This window comes from Rhodococcus sp. IEGM 1372, assembly GCF_030056835.1.
In the GTDB taxonomy this organism is placed as follows: domain Bacteria; phylum Actinomycetota; class Actinomycetes; order Mycobacteriales; family Mycobacteriaceae; genus Rhodococcoides.
In genome coordinates, this window is the sequence record NZ_JASHKS010000022.1 from 57342 (window position 1) to 74607 (window position 17266).

At 65.6% G+C, this 17266-nt stretch carries 20 protein-coding genes; 17 read left to right on the plus strand and 3 right to left on the minus strand.

The features are described 5' to 3' along the window. Positions 1-47 precede the first annotated feature (47 nt). Positions 48-1001 (minus strand): 2,3,4,5-tetrahydropyridine-2,6-dicarboxylate N-succinyltransferase, encoded by a 954-nt coding sequence (gene dapD, locus QM590_RS17385; protein WP_149407923.1) that lies wholly within the window; start codon positions 999-1001, stop codon positions 48-50. A 211-nt stretch (positions 1002-1212) separates the two neighbouring features. Between dapD and QM590_RS17390 the strand changes: the two genes are divergently transcribed. The 12 genes from QM590_RS17390 to QM590_RS17445 all read left to right on the plus strand — a co-directional run bounded on the left by QM590_RS17390 (position 1213) and on the right by QM590_RS17445 (position 10697). Continuing rightward, a complete protein-coding gene (locus tag QM590_RS17390; protein WP_156516329.1) occupies positions 1213-1356 on the plus strand; it encodes a hypothetical protein in 144 nt (47 codons plus the stop codon). Positions 1357-1403: 47 nt separating this feature from the next. Next, entirely contained in the window at positions 1404-2348 is a 945-nt protein-coding gene (locus tag QM590_RS17395; protein WP_269595310.1) for an SMP-30/gluconolactonase/LRE family protein, read from the plus strand. An 11-nt stretch (positions 2349-2359) separates the two neighbouring features. Next, positions 2360-3445 carry a succinyl-diaminopimelate desuccinylase gene (dapE, locus tag QM590_RS17400; RefSeq protein ID WP_269595311.1) on the plus strand — a complete coding sequence of 362 codons (1086 nt, stop codon included), beginning with the start codon at positions 2360-2362 and terminating at the stop codon, positions 3443-3445. Positions 3446-3455: 10 nt separating this feature from the next. Next, the gene (locus tag QM590_RS17405) at positions 3456-4262 is read left to right on the plus strand and encodes an LOG family protein (protein WP_269595312.1); all 807 of its coding nucleotides are present in this window, start codon (positions 3456-3458) and stop codon (positions 4260-4262) included. Then, entirely contained in the window at positions 4259-4822 is a 564-nt protein-coding gene (gene log / locus QM590_RS17410; protein ID WP_094641277.1) for a cytokinin riboside 5'-monophosphate phosphoribohydrolase, read from the plus strand. The genes QM590_RS17405 and log overlap by 4 nt, the downstream gene beginning before the upstream one ends. 92 nt (positions 4823-4914) lie before the next feature. After that, positions 4915-6690, plus strand: coding sequence for a long-chain-acyl-CoA synthetase (locus QM590_RS17415; RefSeq protein WP_068053074.1), 1776 nt, complete (start codon positions 4915-4917; stop codon positions 6688-6690). A gap of 36 nt (positions 6691-6726) precedes the next feature. Beyond that, positions 6727-7587: a dihydropteroate synthase gene (gene folP / locus QM590_RS17420; RefSeq protein ID WP_269595313.1), complete on the plus strand. Its 861-nt coding sequence runs from the start codon at positions 6727-6729 to the stop codon at positions 7585-7587. After that, positions 7584-8513, plus strand: coding sequence for a glucosyl-3-phosphoglycerate synthase (locus tag QM590_RS17425; RefSeq protein WP_068053080.1), 930 nt, complete (start codon positions 7584-7586; stop codon positions 8511-8513). The genes folP and QM590_RS17425 overlap by 4 nt, the downstream gene beginning before the upstream one ends. Positions 8514-8544: 31 nt before the next feature. After that, a complete protein-coding gene (locus tag QM590_RS17430; protein ID WP_269595314.1) occupies positions 8545-8871 on the plus strand; it encodes a DivIVA domain-containing protein in 327 nt (108 codons plus the stop codon). Next, positions 8868-9476 (plus strand): DNA-3-methyladenine glycosylase I, encoded by a 609-nt coding sequence (locus QM590_RS17435; RefSeq protein WP_269595315.1) that lies wholly within the window; start codon positions 8868-8870, stop codon positions 9474-9476. Before QM590_RS17430 ends, QM590_RS17435 begins: the two co-directional genes overlap by 4 nt. A gap of 95 nt (positions 9477-9571) precedes the next feature. Further along, a complete protein-coding gene (locus QM590_RS17440; protein WP_008714277.1) occupies positions 9572-9739 on the plus strand; it encodes a DUF3117 domain-containing protein in 168 nt (55 codons plus the stop codon). Between the two features lie 103 nt (positions 9740-9842). Further along, positions 9843-10697, plus strand: coding sequence for a methyltransferase domain-containing protein (locus QM590_RS17445; RefSeq protein WP_269595316.1), 855 nt, complete (start codon positions 9843-9845; stop codon positions 10695-10697). Positions 10698-10707: 10 nt separating this feature from the next. Here QM590_RS17445 and glgA read toward each other — a convergent pair whose 3' ends face one another. Further along, on the minus strand, positions 10708-11871 hold the full coding sequence (gene glgA, locus QM590_RS17450) for a glycogen synthase (protein ID WP_269595317.1): 1164 nt from the start codon (positions 11869-11871) through the stop codon (positions 10708-10710). Positions 11872-11947: 76 nt separating this feature from the next. On the opposite strand from glgA, the gene glgC reads away from it, so the two are divergent. Further along, a complete protein-coding gene (glgC, locus tag QM590_RS17455; RefSeq protein WP_037191552.1) occupies positions 11948-13162 on the plus strand; it encodes a glucose-1-phosphate adenylyltransferase in 1215 nt (404 codons plus the stop codon). 100 nt (positions 13163-13262) lie between these two features. Here glgC and QM590_RS17460 read toward each other — a convergent pair whose 3' ends face one another. Further along, entirely contained in the window at positions 13263-13874 is a 612-nt protein-coding gene (locus QM590_RS17460; protein WP_068053115.1) for an O-methyltransferase, read from the minus strand. 239 nt (positions 13875-14113) lie between these two features. Between QM590_RS17460 and sigE the strand changes: the two genes are divergently transcribed. The 4 genes from sigE to tatB all read left to right on the plus strand — a co-directional run bounded on the left by sigE (position 14114) and on the right by tatB (position 17157). Further along, positions 14114-14740, plus strand: a complete 627-nt coding sequence (sigE, locus tag QM590_RS17465) for an RNA polymerase sigma factor SigE (protein WP_052058682.1) — start codon at positions 14114-14116, stop codon at positions 14738-14740. 16 nt (positions 14741-14756) lie between these two features. Then, positions 14757-15083 (plus strand): anti-sigma factor family protein, encoded by a 327-nt coding sequence (locus QM590_RS17470; protein WP_068053118.1) that lies wholly within the window; start codon positions 14757-14759, stop codon positions 15081-15083. A 73-nt stretch (positions 15084-15156) separates the two neighbouring features. Next, positions 15157-16689 carry a S1C family serine protease gene (locus tag QM590_RS17475; protein ID WP_411741336.1) on the plus strand — a complete coding sequence of 511 codons (1533 nt, stop codon included), beginning with the start codon at positions 15157-15159 and terminating at the stop codon, positions 16687-16689. Between the two features lie 18 nt (positions 16690-16707). Next, a complete protein-coding gene (tatB, locus tag QM590_RS17480; protein ID WP_269595319.1) occupies positions 16708-17157 on the plus strand; it encodes a Sec-independent protein translocase protein TatB in 450 nt (149 codons plus the stop codon). The last annotated feature ends 109 nt before the right edge of the window (positions 17158-17266 follow it).

Consider the following 17266-nt stretch of genomic DNA (forward strand, 5'->3'; position numbering starts at 1 on the left):
GCGGGGCTAGAAGGGGTTGTTCGACAGACTGATTCGGGTGGAGCAGGCTAGTCGTTGGCGTGCAATGCCGCGTTCAGTTCGACGCCGGTTCCCTTCCACGGCACCACCTCGACAGCACCCGACAGTGAGTTGCGACGGAACAGCAGGTTCGACTTGCCGGACAACGTGGCAGCCTTCACCACTGTCCCATCCGGACCGCTCACCTTCGTGCCGGCGGTGATGTACAGCCCGGCCTCTACGACGCAGTCGTCACCGAGCGAAATGCCGAGCCCGGAGTTGGCGCCCAACAGGCAGCTCTTTCCGACGGAGATGACGTTCTTGCCGCCACCGGAGAGCGTGCCCATGATCGACGCACCGCCACCCACGTCGGAACCGTCGCCCACCACGACACCCGCGGAGATACGTCCCTCGACCATCGAGTTGCCGAGCGTGCCGGCATTGAAGTTGACGAAGCCCTCGTGCATGACCGTCGTCCCGCTGGCCAGGTGCGCGCCGAGACGAACGCGGTCGGCGTCGGCGATACGAACTCCGGTGGGAACGACGTAATCGACCAGGCGCGGGAACTTGTCGACTCCGTACACGGTCACCGGACCGCGGGCGCGCAGCTTTGCGCGCACCGTCTCGAAACCGTCCACGGCAGCAGGCCCGAAGTTGGTCCACACCACGTTGGCCAGCAGACCGAACACTCCGTCGAGGTTCTGTCCGTGCGGCTGAATCAACCGGTGCGAGAGCAGATGCAGTCGCAGATACGCATCGTGGGCGTCGATCGGGGCGTCGTCGAGCGAGGCGATGCTGGTGCGCACTGCGACTACCTCGACGCCGCGCGCCTCGTCCGGTCCGACGAGAGCGGCCAGCTCCTCGGGGACGTCCGAACCCTCGAGCCGGGTGGTGCCGGTCTCGAAGCCCGACCCGAGCTCCGGGCTCGGAAACCAGGTGTCGAGAACAACGCCCGATGTCGTAATGTTGGCGATTCCTACTGCTGATGCTCCATGTGCGCTCACGGGACGAAGAATACGCGGTGGGCCGAATGCGGTGGGCTCGGCAACGGGCTCCGGTCGGCGACTGTTCTGCACACGGTCTCGGGCGTGCGGATTGCGGGAACACCTCGATTCGGGTGCTGCGTCGGTTCGTTATCGGTTCGACTGCCGAGCGTGATCGCATCGGGATGCAGGCCGACGAATCGGCCGCGGGGGAGCTGACAGAGTGTGTCCGGTGATCACTCGTACTGCCTCCCGTAGCCGTGGCGCGACCTCGGTGATGGCGGGCAGTGTGTCCTTCACCGGGTTGGTGACAACCCTGGCGACGACGATCGTGCTCGGAGTCGCGCTGGGTTTGGTTGTCACAGGCGCGTGGTAGACATCGTCATAGGCTGACAGGGGGTCGCCGAGGCTGGGGGAGTTGTCATGAATTCGAGCAAGTCCGCGCGCGTACGTTCGGTCGTCACGGCTATTGCTGCCGCTGTGGTGGTGTCGGGCGGCGTTGTCCTGGGCTCCGGCACCGCAGCCGCAGATCCCGATTGCGCCGGAGCAGGCGGGCCGTCGGCAGTGGTCGCACGAATCCCGGGGTCAGCTCTGGAAGGATTGGCAGTCGACGCGTCGGGCCGCGCCTACGTCACCGACATCGTCTCCGGCCGGGTGTACCGCATCGACGCGCCAGGACAGGCCGCGTATCCCATCGCGACGGTTCCCAGTGGTGGCGGTGGCGCTCTGGCCTGGATGCCCGACGGCACCCTGCTGGTCGGCTACGGAGCCGACCCGCGCGTATTTGTCGGAGACATCGTCAGGGCCGCGGGGATCGTTCGTCTCGACGTGGACACACTCACTGTCACTCCGTTCGCGACCGGTCTGAGCGCGGCCAACGGCCTTGCCGTCGCCGGCGACGGAACGGTGTACGCCACCAACGACTTCGGCTCGCTGATCGGCCGGATCGGCCCCGACGGCTCGGTCGACCCGGCGTGGGCGAGCTTCCCCAGTGCCAACGGCGCAGTGCTCGACGCCGCCGATCGGTACCTGTACGTCTCGCGAACTTTCGTGAACCCGGGCGTCAGCCGGATCCCGATCGCCGCCCCCTCTGCACCGGAAAGTGTTCTCGACCTGTCGGGGCTCGACGGCTTCGCGGCTCCGGACGGGCTCACCCTCGACGATGCGGGACGCCCGGTGGTGCCGCTCAACGCAGGCGGCTCCGTCGTCCGCATCGATGCGCCGGGGGCGACATGTGTCATCGGCACCGGTACGCGGTTGACGAGCGTCGTGGCCTACGGGCGTTCCGACCAGGGCTTCTCGAGCGGAAGATTGTTCGGTGCCGGCTTCGACGGCGTGGTCCGCGAGATTCCGGGATCCACGGCCTAGAGTTTTCTCCCGTGACGCTCGAACTGCATGCCGACCCGATAGACCTCACCGCGGCGCTGGTGGACATCCCCAGTGTCAGTGAGGACGAATCGCGGATCGCAGACGAGGTGGAGCAGGCGCTCCGCCAGCAGACGACGGGCTTCGAGATCATCCGCAGCGGCAACGCCGTGCTCGCCCGAACCAACCGCGGACTGGCATCGAGGGTGATGCTCGCGGGTCATCTCGACACGGTTCCCATCGCGGACAACGTGCCGTCGAGACGCGAGCACGACAGCGCCGAGGGTGACATTCTGCACGGGTGCGGAACCGTCGACATGAAGTCGGGTGACGCGGTGTTCCTGCACCTCGCCGCCACGATCGACAACCCTGCGCACGATCTGACCCTGGTGTTCTACGACTGCGAGGAGATCGCGGCCGCGCGCAACGGACTGGGCCGGATCGAACGCGAACTCCCCGAATGGCTCGCTGCCGACGTCGCGATCCTCGGCGAACCGTCCGGCGGATTCATCGAGGCCGGTTGCCAAGGGACGCTGCGGGTTCGGCTGACGGCGTCGGGAACGCGGGCCCACAGTGCCCGGTCCTGGTTGGGCGACAACGCAATTCACAAGTTCGGTGCGGTTCTCAACCGTCTCGCCGCGTATCGCGCGCGCACCGTCGATATCGACGGCTGTGTGTATCGGGAAGGGCTGCAAGCAGTCCGGATCTCCGGTGGGGTGGCGGGCAATGTCGTTCCCGACGCAGCCGAACTCGACGTCAACTTTCGCTTCGCACCGGATCGCAACGTCGACGACGCCGTCGAACACGTTCGTGAGGTGGTCGAGGGACTGGATCTCGGCTTCGAGGTCACCGACTCGTCGCCCGGAGCGCTTCCCGGTTTGAACCGACCCGCAGCGGCCGCTCTCATCGAGGCCGCGGGCGGACAGTTCCGGGCCAAGTACGGCTGGACGGACGTCTCGCGCTTCTCGGCGCTCGGGATCCCGGCGGTCAACTACGGACCCGGCGACCCCAATCTGGCCCACAAGCGTGACGAACGCGTACCCGTCGAGCAGATCACCCATGTCACACAGGTGCTCCGGAGCTACCTCTCTGCCGGATAGCCTGAACGCCATGAACAGCGACCAGGGCCCAAGCGGTTTCGAGGAACACGGCGGTTTCGAGGACGACGACAGTTCCGAGGGGCACAGCAGCGAGAAGCCGGCCAAGCACAAGGGATCCGTAGTACTTCGGCGTGGCCGGAACACCGAGACGTCCACCTCGGATCAGCGCCTGCTCGACGAGCGTGGTCCAGGAAACTGGATTCACTCCGACACCTGGCGAGTGCTGCGCATCCAGAGCGAATTCGTCGAGGGATTCGGTGCCCTGGCCGAGGTCCCCAAGGCCGTGACCGTGTTCGGTTCGGCGCGCACCCCCGTCGACCATCCCGAGTACGAGCGCGCCCGGCAACTCGGAGCCGCTCTTGCGAAGGAGGGCTTCGCCGTCATCACCGGCGGCGGTCCCGGGGCGATGGAAGGGGCCAACCGCGGTGCGAGCGAGGCCGACGGCTACTCGATCGGGCTCGGCATCGAGCTGCCCTTCGAGCAGGGCCTCAACGAGTGGGTCGATCTGGGCGTCAATTTTCGCTACTTCTTCGTGCGCAAGACCATGTTCGTGAAGTACTCCCAGGCGTTCGTGTGCCTCCCCGGCGGTTTCGGTACTCTCGACGAACTCTTCGAGGCACTGACCCTGGTGCAGACCGCCAAGGTCACGAAATTCCCGATCGTGTTGCTGGGCAAAGACTTCTGGTCTGGACTGCTCGAATGGATAAAGACGACTCTCGTGAAAGAAGGCAAGGTGTCCGAGAAGGACCTCGACCTCATCCACTGCACCGACAGCGTCGACGAGGCTGTCCGGATCGTCCGCGAGGCCCAGCAGTGAGCGAGCGAGCATCGACCGAACGCGCGCTCAGCGTCTGCGTCTACTGCGCGTCGGGTCCCGTGGACTCCTCGTTCATCGACCTGGCCGGTGAGGTCGGCACCGAGATCGGTCGGCGAGGCTGGCAGCTCGTCTCGGGCGGCGGCAACGTCTCGATGATGGGCGCGGTCGCCGCGGCGACGCGAGCAGCGGGCGGCAACACGGTCGGCGTCATTCCGAAAGCGCTCGTGCACCGTGAGGTCGCCGATGTCGACGCCGACGAGCTGATCGTCACCGACACGATGCGTGAGCGGAAGAAGATCATGGAGGACCGCGCTGACGCGTTCATCACCTTGCCCGGTGGGATCGGGACGTTGGAGGAGCTGTTCGAGACCTGGACGGCGGGCTACCTGGGCATGCACAGCAAGCCGATGGTGATGCTCGATCCATTCGGACATTTCGACGGCATGATGCAGTGGATAGAAGGTTTGCGAGAGACCGGATTCGTCCAGCAACGCGCCCTGGACGCCCTGGTCAGAACGTCGACTGTCGATGCAGCACTGGATGCCTGCGCAACGTTGTGACAGGTCACCAAGCGCGGCCACGAAGTGAGATGCTCAAAGTTGTTACTCTCAAGTAGGGTAAGAAATCTCACATCGTCTTCAAAGGGGAGTTCATGGCTGTCGATGCCCGTCAGAAAATTGGAGTGACCGACCTCGCGGTCGCGTTGCCGAAAATGGTGACGGAGGTGCCTAGTCTGCTCAAGGGCCTGGCGGGATTCACCCGCAAGCCCGACCACAAAGCGTCGATCGGTCAGGTCTTCCAGGACGCCGCCGCGAAGAACAGCGACCGTCCGTTCGTGCGGTTCGAGGGCGAATCGATCACCTATCGGGACGCGAACGAACTCGTCAACCAGTACGCCGCGGTGTTCGCGGACCACGGGGTGAAGCGCGGCGACGTCGTCGGCATTCTCAGCAAGAACAGGCCGGAGGCACTGTTCGCCGCGCTCGCTACCGTCAAGCTCGGTGCCACGGCGGGAATGCTGAACTACAACCAGCGCGGTGACGTGCTCGAGCACAGCCTCGGCATTCTCGACGCGAAGGTCCTCGTGCTGGACGAGAGCGCGCAGGAAGCCCTCGACTCGCTCGACGGGGAGCCGAAGGTCGGAGCAGTACTGCCGCTGAAGAAGCTGGCCGAGCTCGCGGCGACGGCGTCGACGGCCAATCCGAAGGTCACCGCCGAGATCCAGGCCAAGGAGAAGGCGTTCTACATCTTCACCTCGGGCACCACCGGCATGCCGAAGGCCAGCCTGATGAGCCACTTCCGCTGGCTCAAGTCGATGTCCGGTCTGGGCAACATGGGTGTGCGGCTGCGCAGCAACGACGTCATCTACTGCTGCCTGCCGCTCTACCACAACAATGCACTGACGGTGACGCTGTCCTCGGTGCTCGCAGGCGGCGCGACGATGGCCATCGGCAAGCAGTTCTCGGTGAGCAACTTCTGGGACGACATCCGGCTCAACAAGGCCACCGCGTTCACCTACATCGGTGAGCTGTGCCGCTACCTGCTGACGCAGCCGGAGAAGCCGTCCGACCGAGACAACTCGGTCAAGCTGATCGTCGGCAACGGACTGCGCCCGGAGATCTGGGAAGAGTTCACCCAGCGATTCGGCATCTCCCGCGTTGCCGAGTTCTACGGTGCCAGCGAGTGCAACATCGCATTCATCAATGCCCTGAACATGAAGAAGACCGCAGGCGTCTGCCCGTTGCCGTACGCCGTCGTCCAGTACGACGAGGAGTCCGGCAAGGCCAAGCGCGGCCAGGACGGCAAGCTCCGCAAGGTCGGCAACGGCGAGGTCGGACTGCTGCTGTCCAAGGTCACCGACCGAGCACCCTTCGACGGCTACTCCGACGACAAGGCTACCGAGAAGAAGCTGGTGCGCGACGGATTCAAGGACGGCGACGCATGGTTCGACACCGGCGACCTGGTCCGCAAGCAGGGCTTCATGCACGTCGCGTTCGTCGATCGCCTCGGTGACACCTTCCGCTGGAAGGGCGAGAACGTCGCGACCACACAGGTCGAGGGAGCCCTGGGTGGGCACTCGTCGATCGACGGTGCCGTCGTGTACGGCGTCGACATCGAGGGAACCGACGGCAAAGCAGGCATGGCTGCGGTGACGCTGCGCGAAGGCGAGACCTTCGACGGCAAGACGATGGCCGAGCACCTCTACGACAAGCTCCCGACGTACGCGGTGCCGCTGTTCGTCAGGGTCGTCGAGAGCCTCGAGCAGACGTCGACGTTCAAGAGTCAGAAGGTGGCCCTGCGCAAGCTCGGCTACGAGGAGGACAGCGACAGCGACCTGTACGTGCTGCGTGGCAAGTCCGGTGGCTACGAGAAGGCGTACGACGGTTACGTGGCCGAGGTCGCCGCAGGCAAGGCGCCCAAGGGCTGAGCACTCGAAAGATGCTCACGTGCCACTATTGATTTCATGAGCACTCTCTGCGGCAAACCGGTCGCCGACGATCGCGCATTGGTCATGGCGATCGTCAATCGCACCCCCGATTCGTTCTACGACGGGGGTGCGAACTTTTCCGACGACGCAGCGATGGCGTCGGTGCACCGAGCCGTCGCGGAGGGTGCCGACATGATCGACATCGGCGGTGTGAAGGCCGGCCCCGGCGCCATCGTCGACGCCGAGGAGGAGATTCGCCGCGTCGTTCCTTTCGTCGAGGCCATCCGGGACGCGTATCCGGAGCTGCTGATCAGTGTGGACACCTGGCGCAGCGAGGTCGCTCGACTGGCCTGTGGCGTCGGAGCGGATCTGATCAACGACACGTGGGCCGGGGCCGATCCGGAGCTGGTGCGCGTTGCTGCCACCGAAGGCGTCGGCATCGTCTGCTCGCACACCGGCGGGGCGGTGCCCCGCACGCGCCCGCATCGTGTTCGGTACACCGATGTGGTGGCCGACGTGATCGCCGAAGTCACCGCTGCCGCGGAGAACGCCGTCGCGGAGGGGGTGAAAAAGGATTCGATTCTTATCGATCCGACGCACGATTTCGGCAAAAACACCTATCACGGGCTCGAGTTGTTGCGTCGCGTGGACGATCTTGTAAACACCGGGTGGCCTGTGCTCATGGCGCTGAGCAACAAGGACTTCGTAGGCGAGACTCTAGGGGTAGAGCTCGCCGACCGGTTGGAGGGAACATTGGCAGCGACAGCATTGGCCGCAGCAGGCGGAGCCCGAATGTTCCGGGTTCACGAAGTTGCGTCGACCAGAAGAGTCGTCGACATGGTGGCAGCGATCCAGGGTCTGAGAACCCCGGCGCGGACGGTCAGGGGTCTGGCATGACACTCGCAGATCGAACGGACGTCACCAGGGCGTGGTCCGAGACCAACAGCTGGGACACCCCGCAATGGACCGTCGCCGAACTCGAGGCCGCCAAAGCGGGCCGAACGGTGTCGGTGGTACTCCCTGCGCTCAACGAGGAACAGACGGTCGCCGCCGTCATCGACACGATCCACCCGTTGCTCGGCGGACTCGTCGACGAGCTGATCGTGTTGGACTCCGGTTCCACCGACGAAACGGCTGTGCGCGCGACGGCGGCCGGTGCACGGGTCATCAGCAGAGAGGAAGCGGTACCTGGGGTCGACCCGGTACCAGGCAAGGGCGAGGTGCTGTGGCGATCGGTGGCTGCGTCGACCGGTGATCTCATCGCGTTCGTCGACTCCGACCTGATCAACCCCGATCCGGCGTTCGTGCCCAAGTTGCTCGGCCCCCTGCTGATGGGCGACGGCATCCACCTCGTCAAGGGTTACTACCGCCGCCCGTTGCGGACCAGCGGAACCGAGGACGCCAACGGCGGTGGACGCGTCACCGAGCTGGTGGCACGGCCGCTGCTCGCTGCGTTGCGGCCCGAGCTGACCGGGGTCATTCAACCCCTCGGGGGCGAGTACGCCGGTACGCGTGAGCTTCTGTCCGCGGTGCCGTTCGCGCCCGGCTACGGAGTGGAGATCGGGCTGTTGCTCGATACCTACGACAGGCTCGGGCTGGGGGCGATCGGCCAGGTGAATCTGGGAGTGCGCAAGCACCGCAACCGCCCGCTGGTCGAACTCGGGGCGATGAGCCGACAGATCGTCGGGACGATGCTCAACCGCTGCGGGATGGTCGATTCCGGTGCCGGTCTTCTGCAGTTCCGCGTCGACGGTGACTCGTTCGAGCCGTTCTCGACCGAGGTGTCGTTGTTGGATCGACCGGCGATGAACTCGCTGAAATAGTCGTGTCGGGCGGTCGTGACAAGATCGAGGCATGTTGACGCTGCTGATCTACGTCGTCGTCATTGCCGTCGTCGCTGCTGCATTGTTCTTCGTGGCGTCGGCGGTGTTCGGTCGCGGTGAGGAACTGGGCCCGTTGCCCGAGGGAACCACCGCGACCGTTCTGCCCGCGGAGGGCGTCACCGGTGCCGACGTGCGCGCGCTGAAGTTCCAGCAGAGCCTGCGGGGTTACAAGCCCAGTGAGGTCGACTGGGCACTGGAGAGACTCGGCGGCGAGATCGACATGCTTCGTTCGCGATTGTCGGCCGCGCAGTCCCCGGGTACCCCACAGTCGGCCGCATCCGAGCCGGACGGGCAATGAGTGCTGTCGCCGGACCGGACGGCAAGCTCCGCTGTCCGTGGGGTGCCACCGACAACTCTGTGTATCGGGATTACCACGATACCGAGTGGGGTCAGCCGCTCCACGGACGCAACGAGCTCTACGAGCGACTGTGTCTCGAAGCGTTCCAATCGGGTCTGGCGTGGATCACGATCCTGCGCAAGCGCGAGAGTTTCCGCACCGCATTCGCCGGTTTCGATCCGGAGCAGGTGGCCCGGTTCGACCAGGCCGATGTCGATCGGTTGATGAACGACGCGTCCATCGTGCGCAATCGGCTCAAGATCGAGGCAGCGGTGAACAACGCGCGCGCCGTCGTCGATCTCCACGACACCGACCTCGACACCCTGCTGTGGTCCTTCGCACCGGAACCCAGGCCGGCGCGCCTGACCGAGTTCTCCGAAGTGCCCGCCTCGACCGAAGAGTCCACAGCCATGGCCAAGGAGCTCAAGCGGCGGGGTCTGAGGTTCGTCGGTCCGACAACCGCCTATGCCCTGATGCAGGCCACCGGAATGGTCGACGATCACCTGTCGGAGTGCTGGGTGCAGGTCACGAATACCGACTCCGTTTCCCGGTATCGAGGTCGATAGGGAAGAATAGGAGTCAACACCCGTCGCCCCGCGACGAATTTATCTTTTAGGCCGAGGCGCCGAGTTGGTGGGCGCAGATCTGGAGGGAGCAGAGGATGGCGGCGATGAAGCCCCGGACCGGGGACGGTCCCCTCGAAGCAACCAAAGAGGGACGAGGAATCGTCATGCGTGTCCCGCTCGAGGGGGGCGGCCGCCTGGTCGTCGAATTGACCCCCGACGAGGCCGCGGCACTCGGTGACGAACTGAAGGGTGTCACCGGCTGATCGCCCTGTCGATCGATCATCGCTCAGCCCCGCTGGCCGTACCGGCAAGCGGGGCTTTGTGTTGTTTTCAAGGGTGTGCGCGCCGGTGTGAAAGAGGTGCTCGATGCTGACCGACGTCGTGGACGTGCTGTTGTGTCCGCAGTGCCGAGTGCGCGAGGTCGACTCAGGCCTCGGTGTAGGCGACACGGATCGGACTTTGTGGTGCGATCGAGGGCATTCGTTCGACGTGGCCCGGCAGGGTTACGTCAGTCTGCTCACCGGTGACGGCGGCAAGTTTGCCGGCGACTCGGCCGAGATGATCGCGGCACGCGACGTGTTCCTGGAGAAGGGGCATTTCGACCCGATCGCCGCAGCGGTCTCGGCGGGTGTGCCGGTGGACAGCGAGGTGGTACTCGACGTCGGAGTCGGAACCGGTCACTACCTCGCGGCTGTTCTCGACGCCCGCCCCGAGGCCCGGGGGATAGGCGTCGACGTGTCGAAGTTCGCGGCCAGGCGCGCCGCACGATCCCATCCCCGGCTGGGGTCCGTGGTCGCGGACATCTGGAGTGGACTTCCGGTGCGGTCGGGTGCCCTGTCCGCGGTGACGTGCGTGTTCGCCCCACGCAACGCCGGTGAACTGAACCGAGTCCTCGTCGACGACGGAGTGTTGGTCGTCGTCACGCCCACGATGCGACATCAGCGTGAGCTGCGGGGGCCACTGGGACTCATCGGCGTCGCCGAGGACAAGACCCGCCGGCTCGGCGAATCGTTGTCCGGCCTGTTCGAGCCGGTGGCGGAGTCTGCGCTCGACTATTCGATGATGCTCTCGCACAACGACATCGAGGCACTGATCGGCATGGGTCCGTCGTCGCGACACGGTGACCCCGACGCTCGGTCCGCTGCCCTGGGGGAGCTACCGGACGCCACCGAGGTCACCGCGTCGGTGACGGTCTCGACCTATCGCAGGGCGAATCGCTGAGTCGTCCCGATCAGCGGCGCCGCGCCAGCGCGTCGTTGTAGACGGCGAGAGTCTGCTTCGCGATAGAGGCCCAGGAGAACTCGGCGACAGCGCGCTCGCGGCCCGCCTTGCCCATCGCCGTTGCGAGCGTGGGGTCGAGGGCGACCTCGTTGACGGTGTCGGCGAGGGTTCGCTCGAAAGCGTCGGGTTCGTAGGAGTTGTAGTGCACCAAGCGCCCGGTGCGGCCCTCGTCGACGACCTCGGGAATGCCGCCGACATCCGAAGCCACAACAGCAGTTTCGCACGCCATCGCCTCGAGGTTGACGATGCCGAGTGGCTCGTACACCGAGGGGCAGACGAACACTGCTGCTGCCGTGAGAATCTCGCGAATCTTGTCGGTGGGCAGCATGTCCTTGACCCAGAACACGCCGCTGCGCTGCTCGGCGAGCAACGCCACCGCGCGCTCGGTCTCCGCGGCGATCTCCGGTGTATCGGGCGCGCCTGCACACAGGACGAGCTGGATCGACGGGTCGAAGTGATGGGCCGCTGCGATGAGGTGCCCGACGCCCTTCTGCCGGGTGATGCGTCCGACGAACGCGACGATCGGCTTGCTTCGATCGACGCCGATCTCGTCCAGGGTCGAGGTGCCGTGGTCGGCGAACCACCGCTGGGTGTCGATCCCGTTGCGCACCACATGAACCCGGCTCGGATCGAGGCGCGGATAGGCGTCGAGCACATCTTTTGCCATGCCCTCGCTGACGGCGATGACCGCGTCGGCGTACTCCACGGCATTGCGCTCCGACCACGACGAGATGCGGTAGCCGCCGCCGAGTTGCTCGGCCTTCCACGGCCGGCGCGGCTCGAGGGAGTGCGCGGTGAGGATGTGGGGGACGTCGTACAACTCTGCTGCCAGATGACCGGCGAGGCCGGTGTACCAGGTGTGCGAATGCACCACGTCCGCGCCTGCGGCGGCATTCGCCATCCGCAGCTCGGCCGACAACGTCGTCAACGCAGCGTTTGCTCCGGCGAGCGCGGGATCCGGGTCGTGTACCTGCGCAGTGTCGCGGGGCGCGCCCATACAGTGGATGTCCACGTCGCACAGCGACTTCAGCTGCGCGGACAACTCGGTGACATGAACTCCTGCGCCACCGTAGATCTCCGGGGGATATTCCTTGGTCATCATTGCTACGCGCACGTGAACGAACCTACATTCCCCAGCAGTTGTGCGTGTACTGCTCGCAAGGTTCTCTCGGTGCGGATAGGTTGAGTGGGTGAGGACACAACCGCACGTACTAGGGATCGTGCTTGCCGGCGGCGAGGGTAAGCGTCTTTACCCGATGACCGCGGACCGAGCCAAGCCGGCAGTTCCCTTCGGGGGCGCCTACCGACTCATCGACTTCGTGCTGAGCAATCTCGTCAACGCCGGTTACCTCCGGCTCTGCGTGCTCACCCAGTACAAGTCCCATTCACTGGACCGCCACATCTCGCAGACGTGGCGGCTGTCCGGATTCGCCGGGGAGTACATCACTCCGGTTCCGGCTCAGCAGCGTCTCGGGCCCCGGTGGTACACCGGCAGCGCCGACGCCATCTTCCAGTCACTGAACCTGGTCTACGACGAGGACCCCGAATACATCATGGTGTTCGGTGCCGACCACATTTATCGGATGGACCCGGAGCAGATGGTGCAGCAGCACATCGACTCCGGTGCAGGCGTCACCGTTGCCGGCATCCGGGTTCCGCGCAGCGAGGCATTCGCCTTCGGGTGCATCGACTCCGACGAGAACGGCAAGATCACCCAGTTCCTGGAAAAGCCGGCTCAACCGCCCGGCACCCCCGACGACCCCGACGTCACCTACGCCTCGATGGGCAACTACGTCTTCACCACCAAGGTGCTCGTGGACGCCATCAAGGCCGACTCCGAGAACGTCGACTCCGACCACGACATGGGCGGCGACATCATTCCGGCACTCGTCGAAGCGGGCGTCGCCTCGGTGTACGACTTCAACGACAACGTCGTTCCCGGTGCCACCGAACGCGATCGCGGCTACTGGCGAGACGTGGGCACCATCGACGCCTTCTACGACGCCCACATGGACCTCGTGTCGGTGCACCCCATCTTCAACCTCTACAACCGCCGCTGGCCCATCCGCGGATCGGCCGAGAACCTGCCGCCCGCCAAGTTCGTCCAGGGCGGCTTGGCACAGGAGTCGGTCGTCGGTGCCGGGTGCATCCTGTCCGCGGCCACGGTCCGCAACTCGGTGCTCAGTTCCAACGTCATGATCGACAGCGGCGCGACGGTCGAGGGCAGCGTCCTGATGCCCGGCGTCAAGATCGGTAAGGGTGCCGTCGTGCGGCACGCGATCCTGGACAAGAACGTCGTGGTGGGCGACGGCGAGATCATCGGCGTCGACCACGAACGTGATCGCGAGCGCTTCAACGTCAGTGCGGGGGGAGTCGTCTCCGTCGGTAAGGGCGTCTGGATCTAGAGCCTGCGGCAGTGGTGCGGCTCCGATCTCTGGTCGCTCCGCAGGCTCCGCTCCTGTGTGCCGCAGAGGGCACCTAATCGCACCACTGCGCGGAGCGCACTCACGCTCTCGATGCGCAGATCAGCCCGTCGCCCAGGGGCAGCAGCACCGTCGTCAGACGGTCGTCCTCGGCGATGGCCCTGGCAGCGGATCGGACGGCCACTGCGGTCGCGTCGCGCTGAGTCGGGTCGGCGACCCGTCCGCCGAGCAACGCGTTGTGCAGCACCAGAACTCCGCCGGGGCGCAGCAGTCTGACGCTTTCGGCTACGAAGTGCGGATGGTCGGCCGGACTGGCATCGATGAACACCAAATCGTAGGTGTCGTCGGCCAACCGGGGGAGCACGTCCAGCGCCCATCCGTTGATCAGCCGGGTGCGTGAGGGTGCAATTCCCCCCGCGCGGAACGCTTCTCGGGCCGCGCGCTGGTGCTCCGGTTCGGTGTCGATGGTGGTGAGAACGCCGTCCGCGCGCATCCCGTCGAGCAGCCACAGTCCGCTGATGCCTGCGCCGGTTCCGATTTCGACGACGGTCTTCGCGCCGAGCATCTGGGTGAAGATGGACAGAATCGCTCCGACCGACGGCGGTACCGGGGCGGCACCCAGGTCGACGGCTCGCTCTCTGGCTGCGATCAGAACCTCGTCCTCCTGAGCGGAGTCTTCGGCGTAGGCGAGCATCTTCTCGGCGTTGGTCGGCACGCCCCGAGGCTATCGTGCCCAGGGCACATTCTCACGCACACATTCTCAGGTGCGCCTCAGCTGATTCATACCGGACCCACACGCGGGTCCGTCAGGCTATGGAGGAATCGAAGGTCCATCTCGATTGCGAAGTGTGAGCTGGAACATCCGAGGGTAGTCGTCGGTTGAATCAGAAGGACGTACGCAGTCCTGAGCAGGAGGATCCAACTATTTACAAGATCAACGGCGATCGCGACACCGCGCGTCTACCCGAGTCCGTACCCGCGCCCGAAGACCTGAGCGGCACCGCAGTGTTCGATGCGACCGGCGAGGACTCCACCATGCCGTCCTGGGACGAACTGGTTCGCGAACACGGCGACCGCGTCTACCGACTGGCCTACCGTCTGTCCGGCAACGCCCAGGACGCCGAGGATCTGACGCAGGACACCTTCATTCGAGTGTTCCGCTCCCTGTCGAACTACCAGCCGGGCACCTTCGAGGGGTGGCTGCACCGCATCACCACCAACCTGTTCCTGGACATGGTTCGTCGTCGCAGCCGCATCCGTATGGAAGCGCTCCCCGAGGATTACGACCGCGTCCCCTCCGACCGACCCAACCCCGAGCAGATCTACCACGATGCCCGCCTCGATCCCGATCTGCAGTCCGCGCTCGACTCGCTGGCACCCGAGTTCCGCGCCGCAATCGTGCTGTGCGACATCGAAGGACTGTCCTACGAAGAGATCGGTGCGACACTGGGCGTCAAGCTCGGAACGGTTCGCAGTCGCATTCACCGTGGACGCCAGGCGCTACGCGAGTACCTTCGAGTGCACGGGAAGGTCGACTCCGGTCACGCAAGTGTCCACTAGCTACGAGGAGGGTTGGATGACGCAGGCGCGCAAGCCGAAGCAATTCAGCTCCACCGAACATCTGGCCAGTGAGGCCGTCGCGGCGTACGTCGACGGCGAGTTGCGAATGCCCGCTTATCTCCGTGCAGCCGACCATCTGTCCGAGTGTCCCGAGTGCGCCGCCGAGGTCGAGGCCCAGCAGCAGGCGCGCAAGGCTCTGCGCGGAGCAGGGGAGATGTCGATGCCGCATTCTCTGCTAGGTCTGCTCAGCCAGATACCGTCCTGCGCGGGCGAGGATCGGCCGTCCCACACCAAGCGGACCTTCATGTCCGCCGTAGCCGACGTCCGCCGTCGACGACGCTGACGGTGCCCGACTCTTCTCACCTGCATCGAGCCGCGCCGACCGCTCGAGTGATACTGAACTCTCACACCGACGTATGCGAGGGGTAACCGGACGCGTGACATCGAATTCGACGAGCACCGAGACCGCGGGCACCGATCCGGCAGATTCCGAGGCCGCAGGGACCGGTCCGGGAGGTCCTCGGTTGCCACCGCGTCCGCTCTATCGGCCCTCCGTCGATCCGGTGTCGGCCTCGGTGTTCGGACGTCCCGACGACGTGGACGGTTCGTTCTCTCCTCGTAAGCCCGGCGACGAACTTCCCTCGCGCGTATCGGTGCGCCCACCCGATCCTGTCCTCGCCGAGGCGTTCGGTCGCCCGAACGATTCCCATGAATCACTGCAACGAGACCCGAACGCCGAGGACGAGAGCGACACCGCCCCGTCGGCTCCGGCCGATCCGTGGCGCGACCCCACCTCTCGGGTCTCCCTCGGCAGCGCGGCGCTCGATTCCCCGCCCCCTCCCGTTCTTCCACCGGGCACCAAACTCGGTGTGCGAGACGTGCTGTTCGGTCGGTCGGTGTCCGTCCGGGCTCTCGTCGTACTCGGTGTTCTCGCACTCGTCATCGGATTGGTAGGCGGGCTGTTCGGTCGCCTCACCGCCGAGGTGACGGGCGCGTTGACCAGCCAGAAAGTGACGCTGACCCAGTCCAGCGGAGACGACATCCCGCGCGGCCAGATCAGCAACGTCGCCGACGCCGTCCTGCCGTCCGTCGTCTCGATCCAGGTGACGCTCGGCGAGACCGGCGGCACCGGCTCGGGCGTCGTCATCGACGGTGCCGGCTACATCGTGACGAACAACCACGTGATCTCCCTGGCCGCATCCGACCCGGAGAACTCGACCCTGGAAGTGACCTTCTCCGACGGCACCAAGGTGCCCGCCGACATCGTCGGCCGCGACACCAAGACCGACCTCGCCGTCCTCAGGACCGATGTCGGCAACCTCACCGTCGCCGAACTCGGTCGTTCCGACGACGTTCGCGTCGGGCAGGACGTGATCGCGGTCGGCTCGCCGCTGGGACTGAACAAGACCGTCACCTCCGGCATCGTCAGCGCGCTCGATCGGCCCGTGGCGCTGTCGGGTGAGGGCACCGATACCAACGCCGTCATCGATGCCGTGCAGACCGACGCCGCCATCAACCCCGGCAACTCCGGCGGTCCGCTCATCGACTTCGAGGGCCGCGTGATCGGCATCAACTCGGCCATCCGCAGCGAGAGCGGCGGATCGGTCGGCCTCGGCTTCGCGATTCCCGTCGACGAGGTCACCGAGGTGACGCAGAGTCTCATCCGGGACGGCGTCATGCGTCATCCCGACTTCGGCGTCAACGCCCGATCGGTCATCAACGACACCTCCGCCGGGGCGGAAGTGGCCAACGTGCGCTCGGGCGGGCCTGCTCAGGAAGCGGGCATCGTCGAGGGAGATGTCATCACGAAGGTCGGCGACCGCACCGTGGGTAACGCCGACGAACTGGTCGTCGCCGTGCAGGCCACGACGATCGGGGAGTCGGTTCCGGTGCAACTCGTCCGGTCGGGACGGCTGGTGGACCTCTCCGTCACGCCGGTTTCGGACTGACGACGTAGGCTGGCAGGCGTGTTCGGCAACATCGGTTGGGGAGAGCTCGTCATTCTCCTCGTAGCAGCTCTCGTGATCCTCGGCCCCGATCGCCTCCCCGGCGCCATCAGCTGGGTGTCCAAGTCGATCCGGCAGGTCAAGGACTACGCCAACGGCGCGAGCCAACAGCTCAAGGACGAGCTCGGCACCGACTTCGAGGACCTTCGCAAGCCGCTTGCCGATCTCAACCAGCTCCGGGGCATGACCCCGCGCGCGGTGATCACCAAACACCTGCTCGACGGTGACGACTCGGTCTTCAAGAACCCACTCGACGACACCTTCAAGGGCAAGCCCTTCGAGACCAAGCCGAAGAACGTCGGCGGACCGACTCGACAGACCGGAACCGCTCGCAGTGGGGTGTCGATGAGCAAGAACGAGCCGAAACTGTCTGCAGGCGATACCCCGCCGATCGACGCCGACGCCACGTAAGCCTGAATCCTTCGTCGTTCGGTCTCACCCGTCCGCGTCAATGGACCACTGCACTGCACTGGTCCCCGTGGGTTGGACCGGTTAATGGAAATCCTAGGCCGCGAGGGCC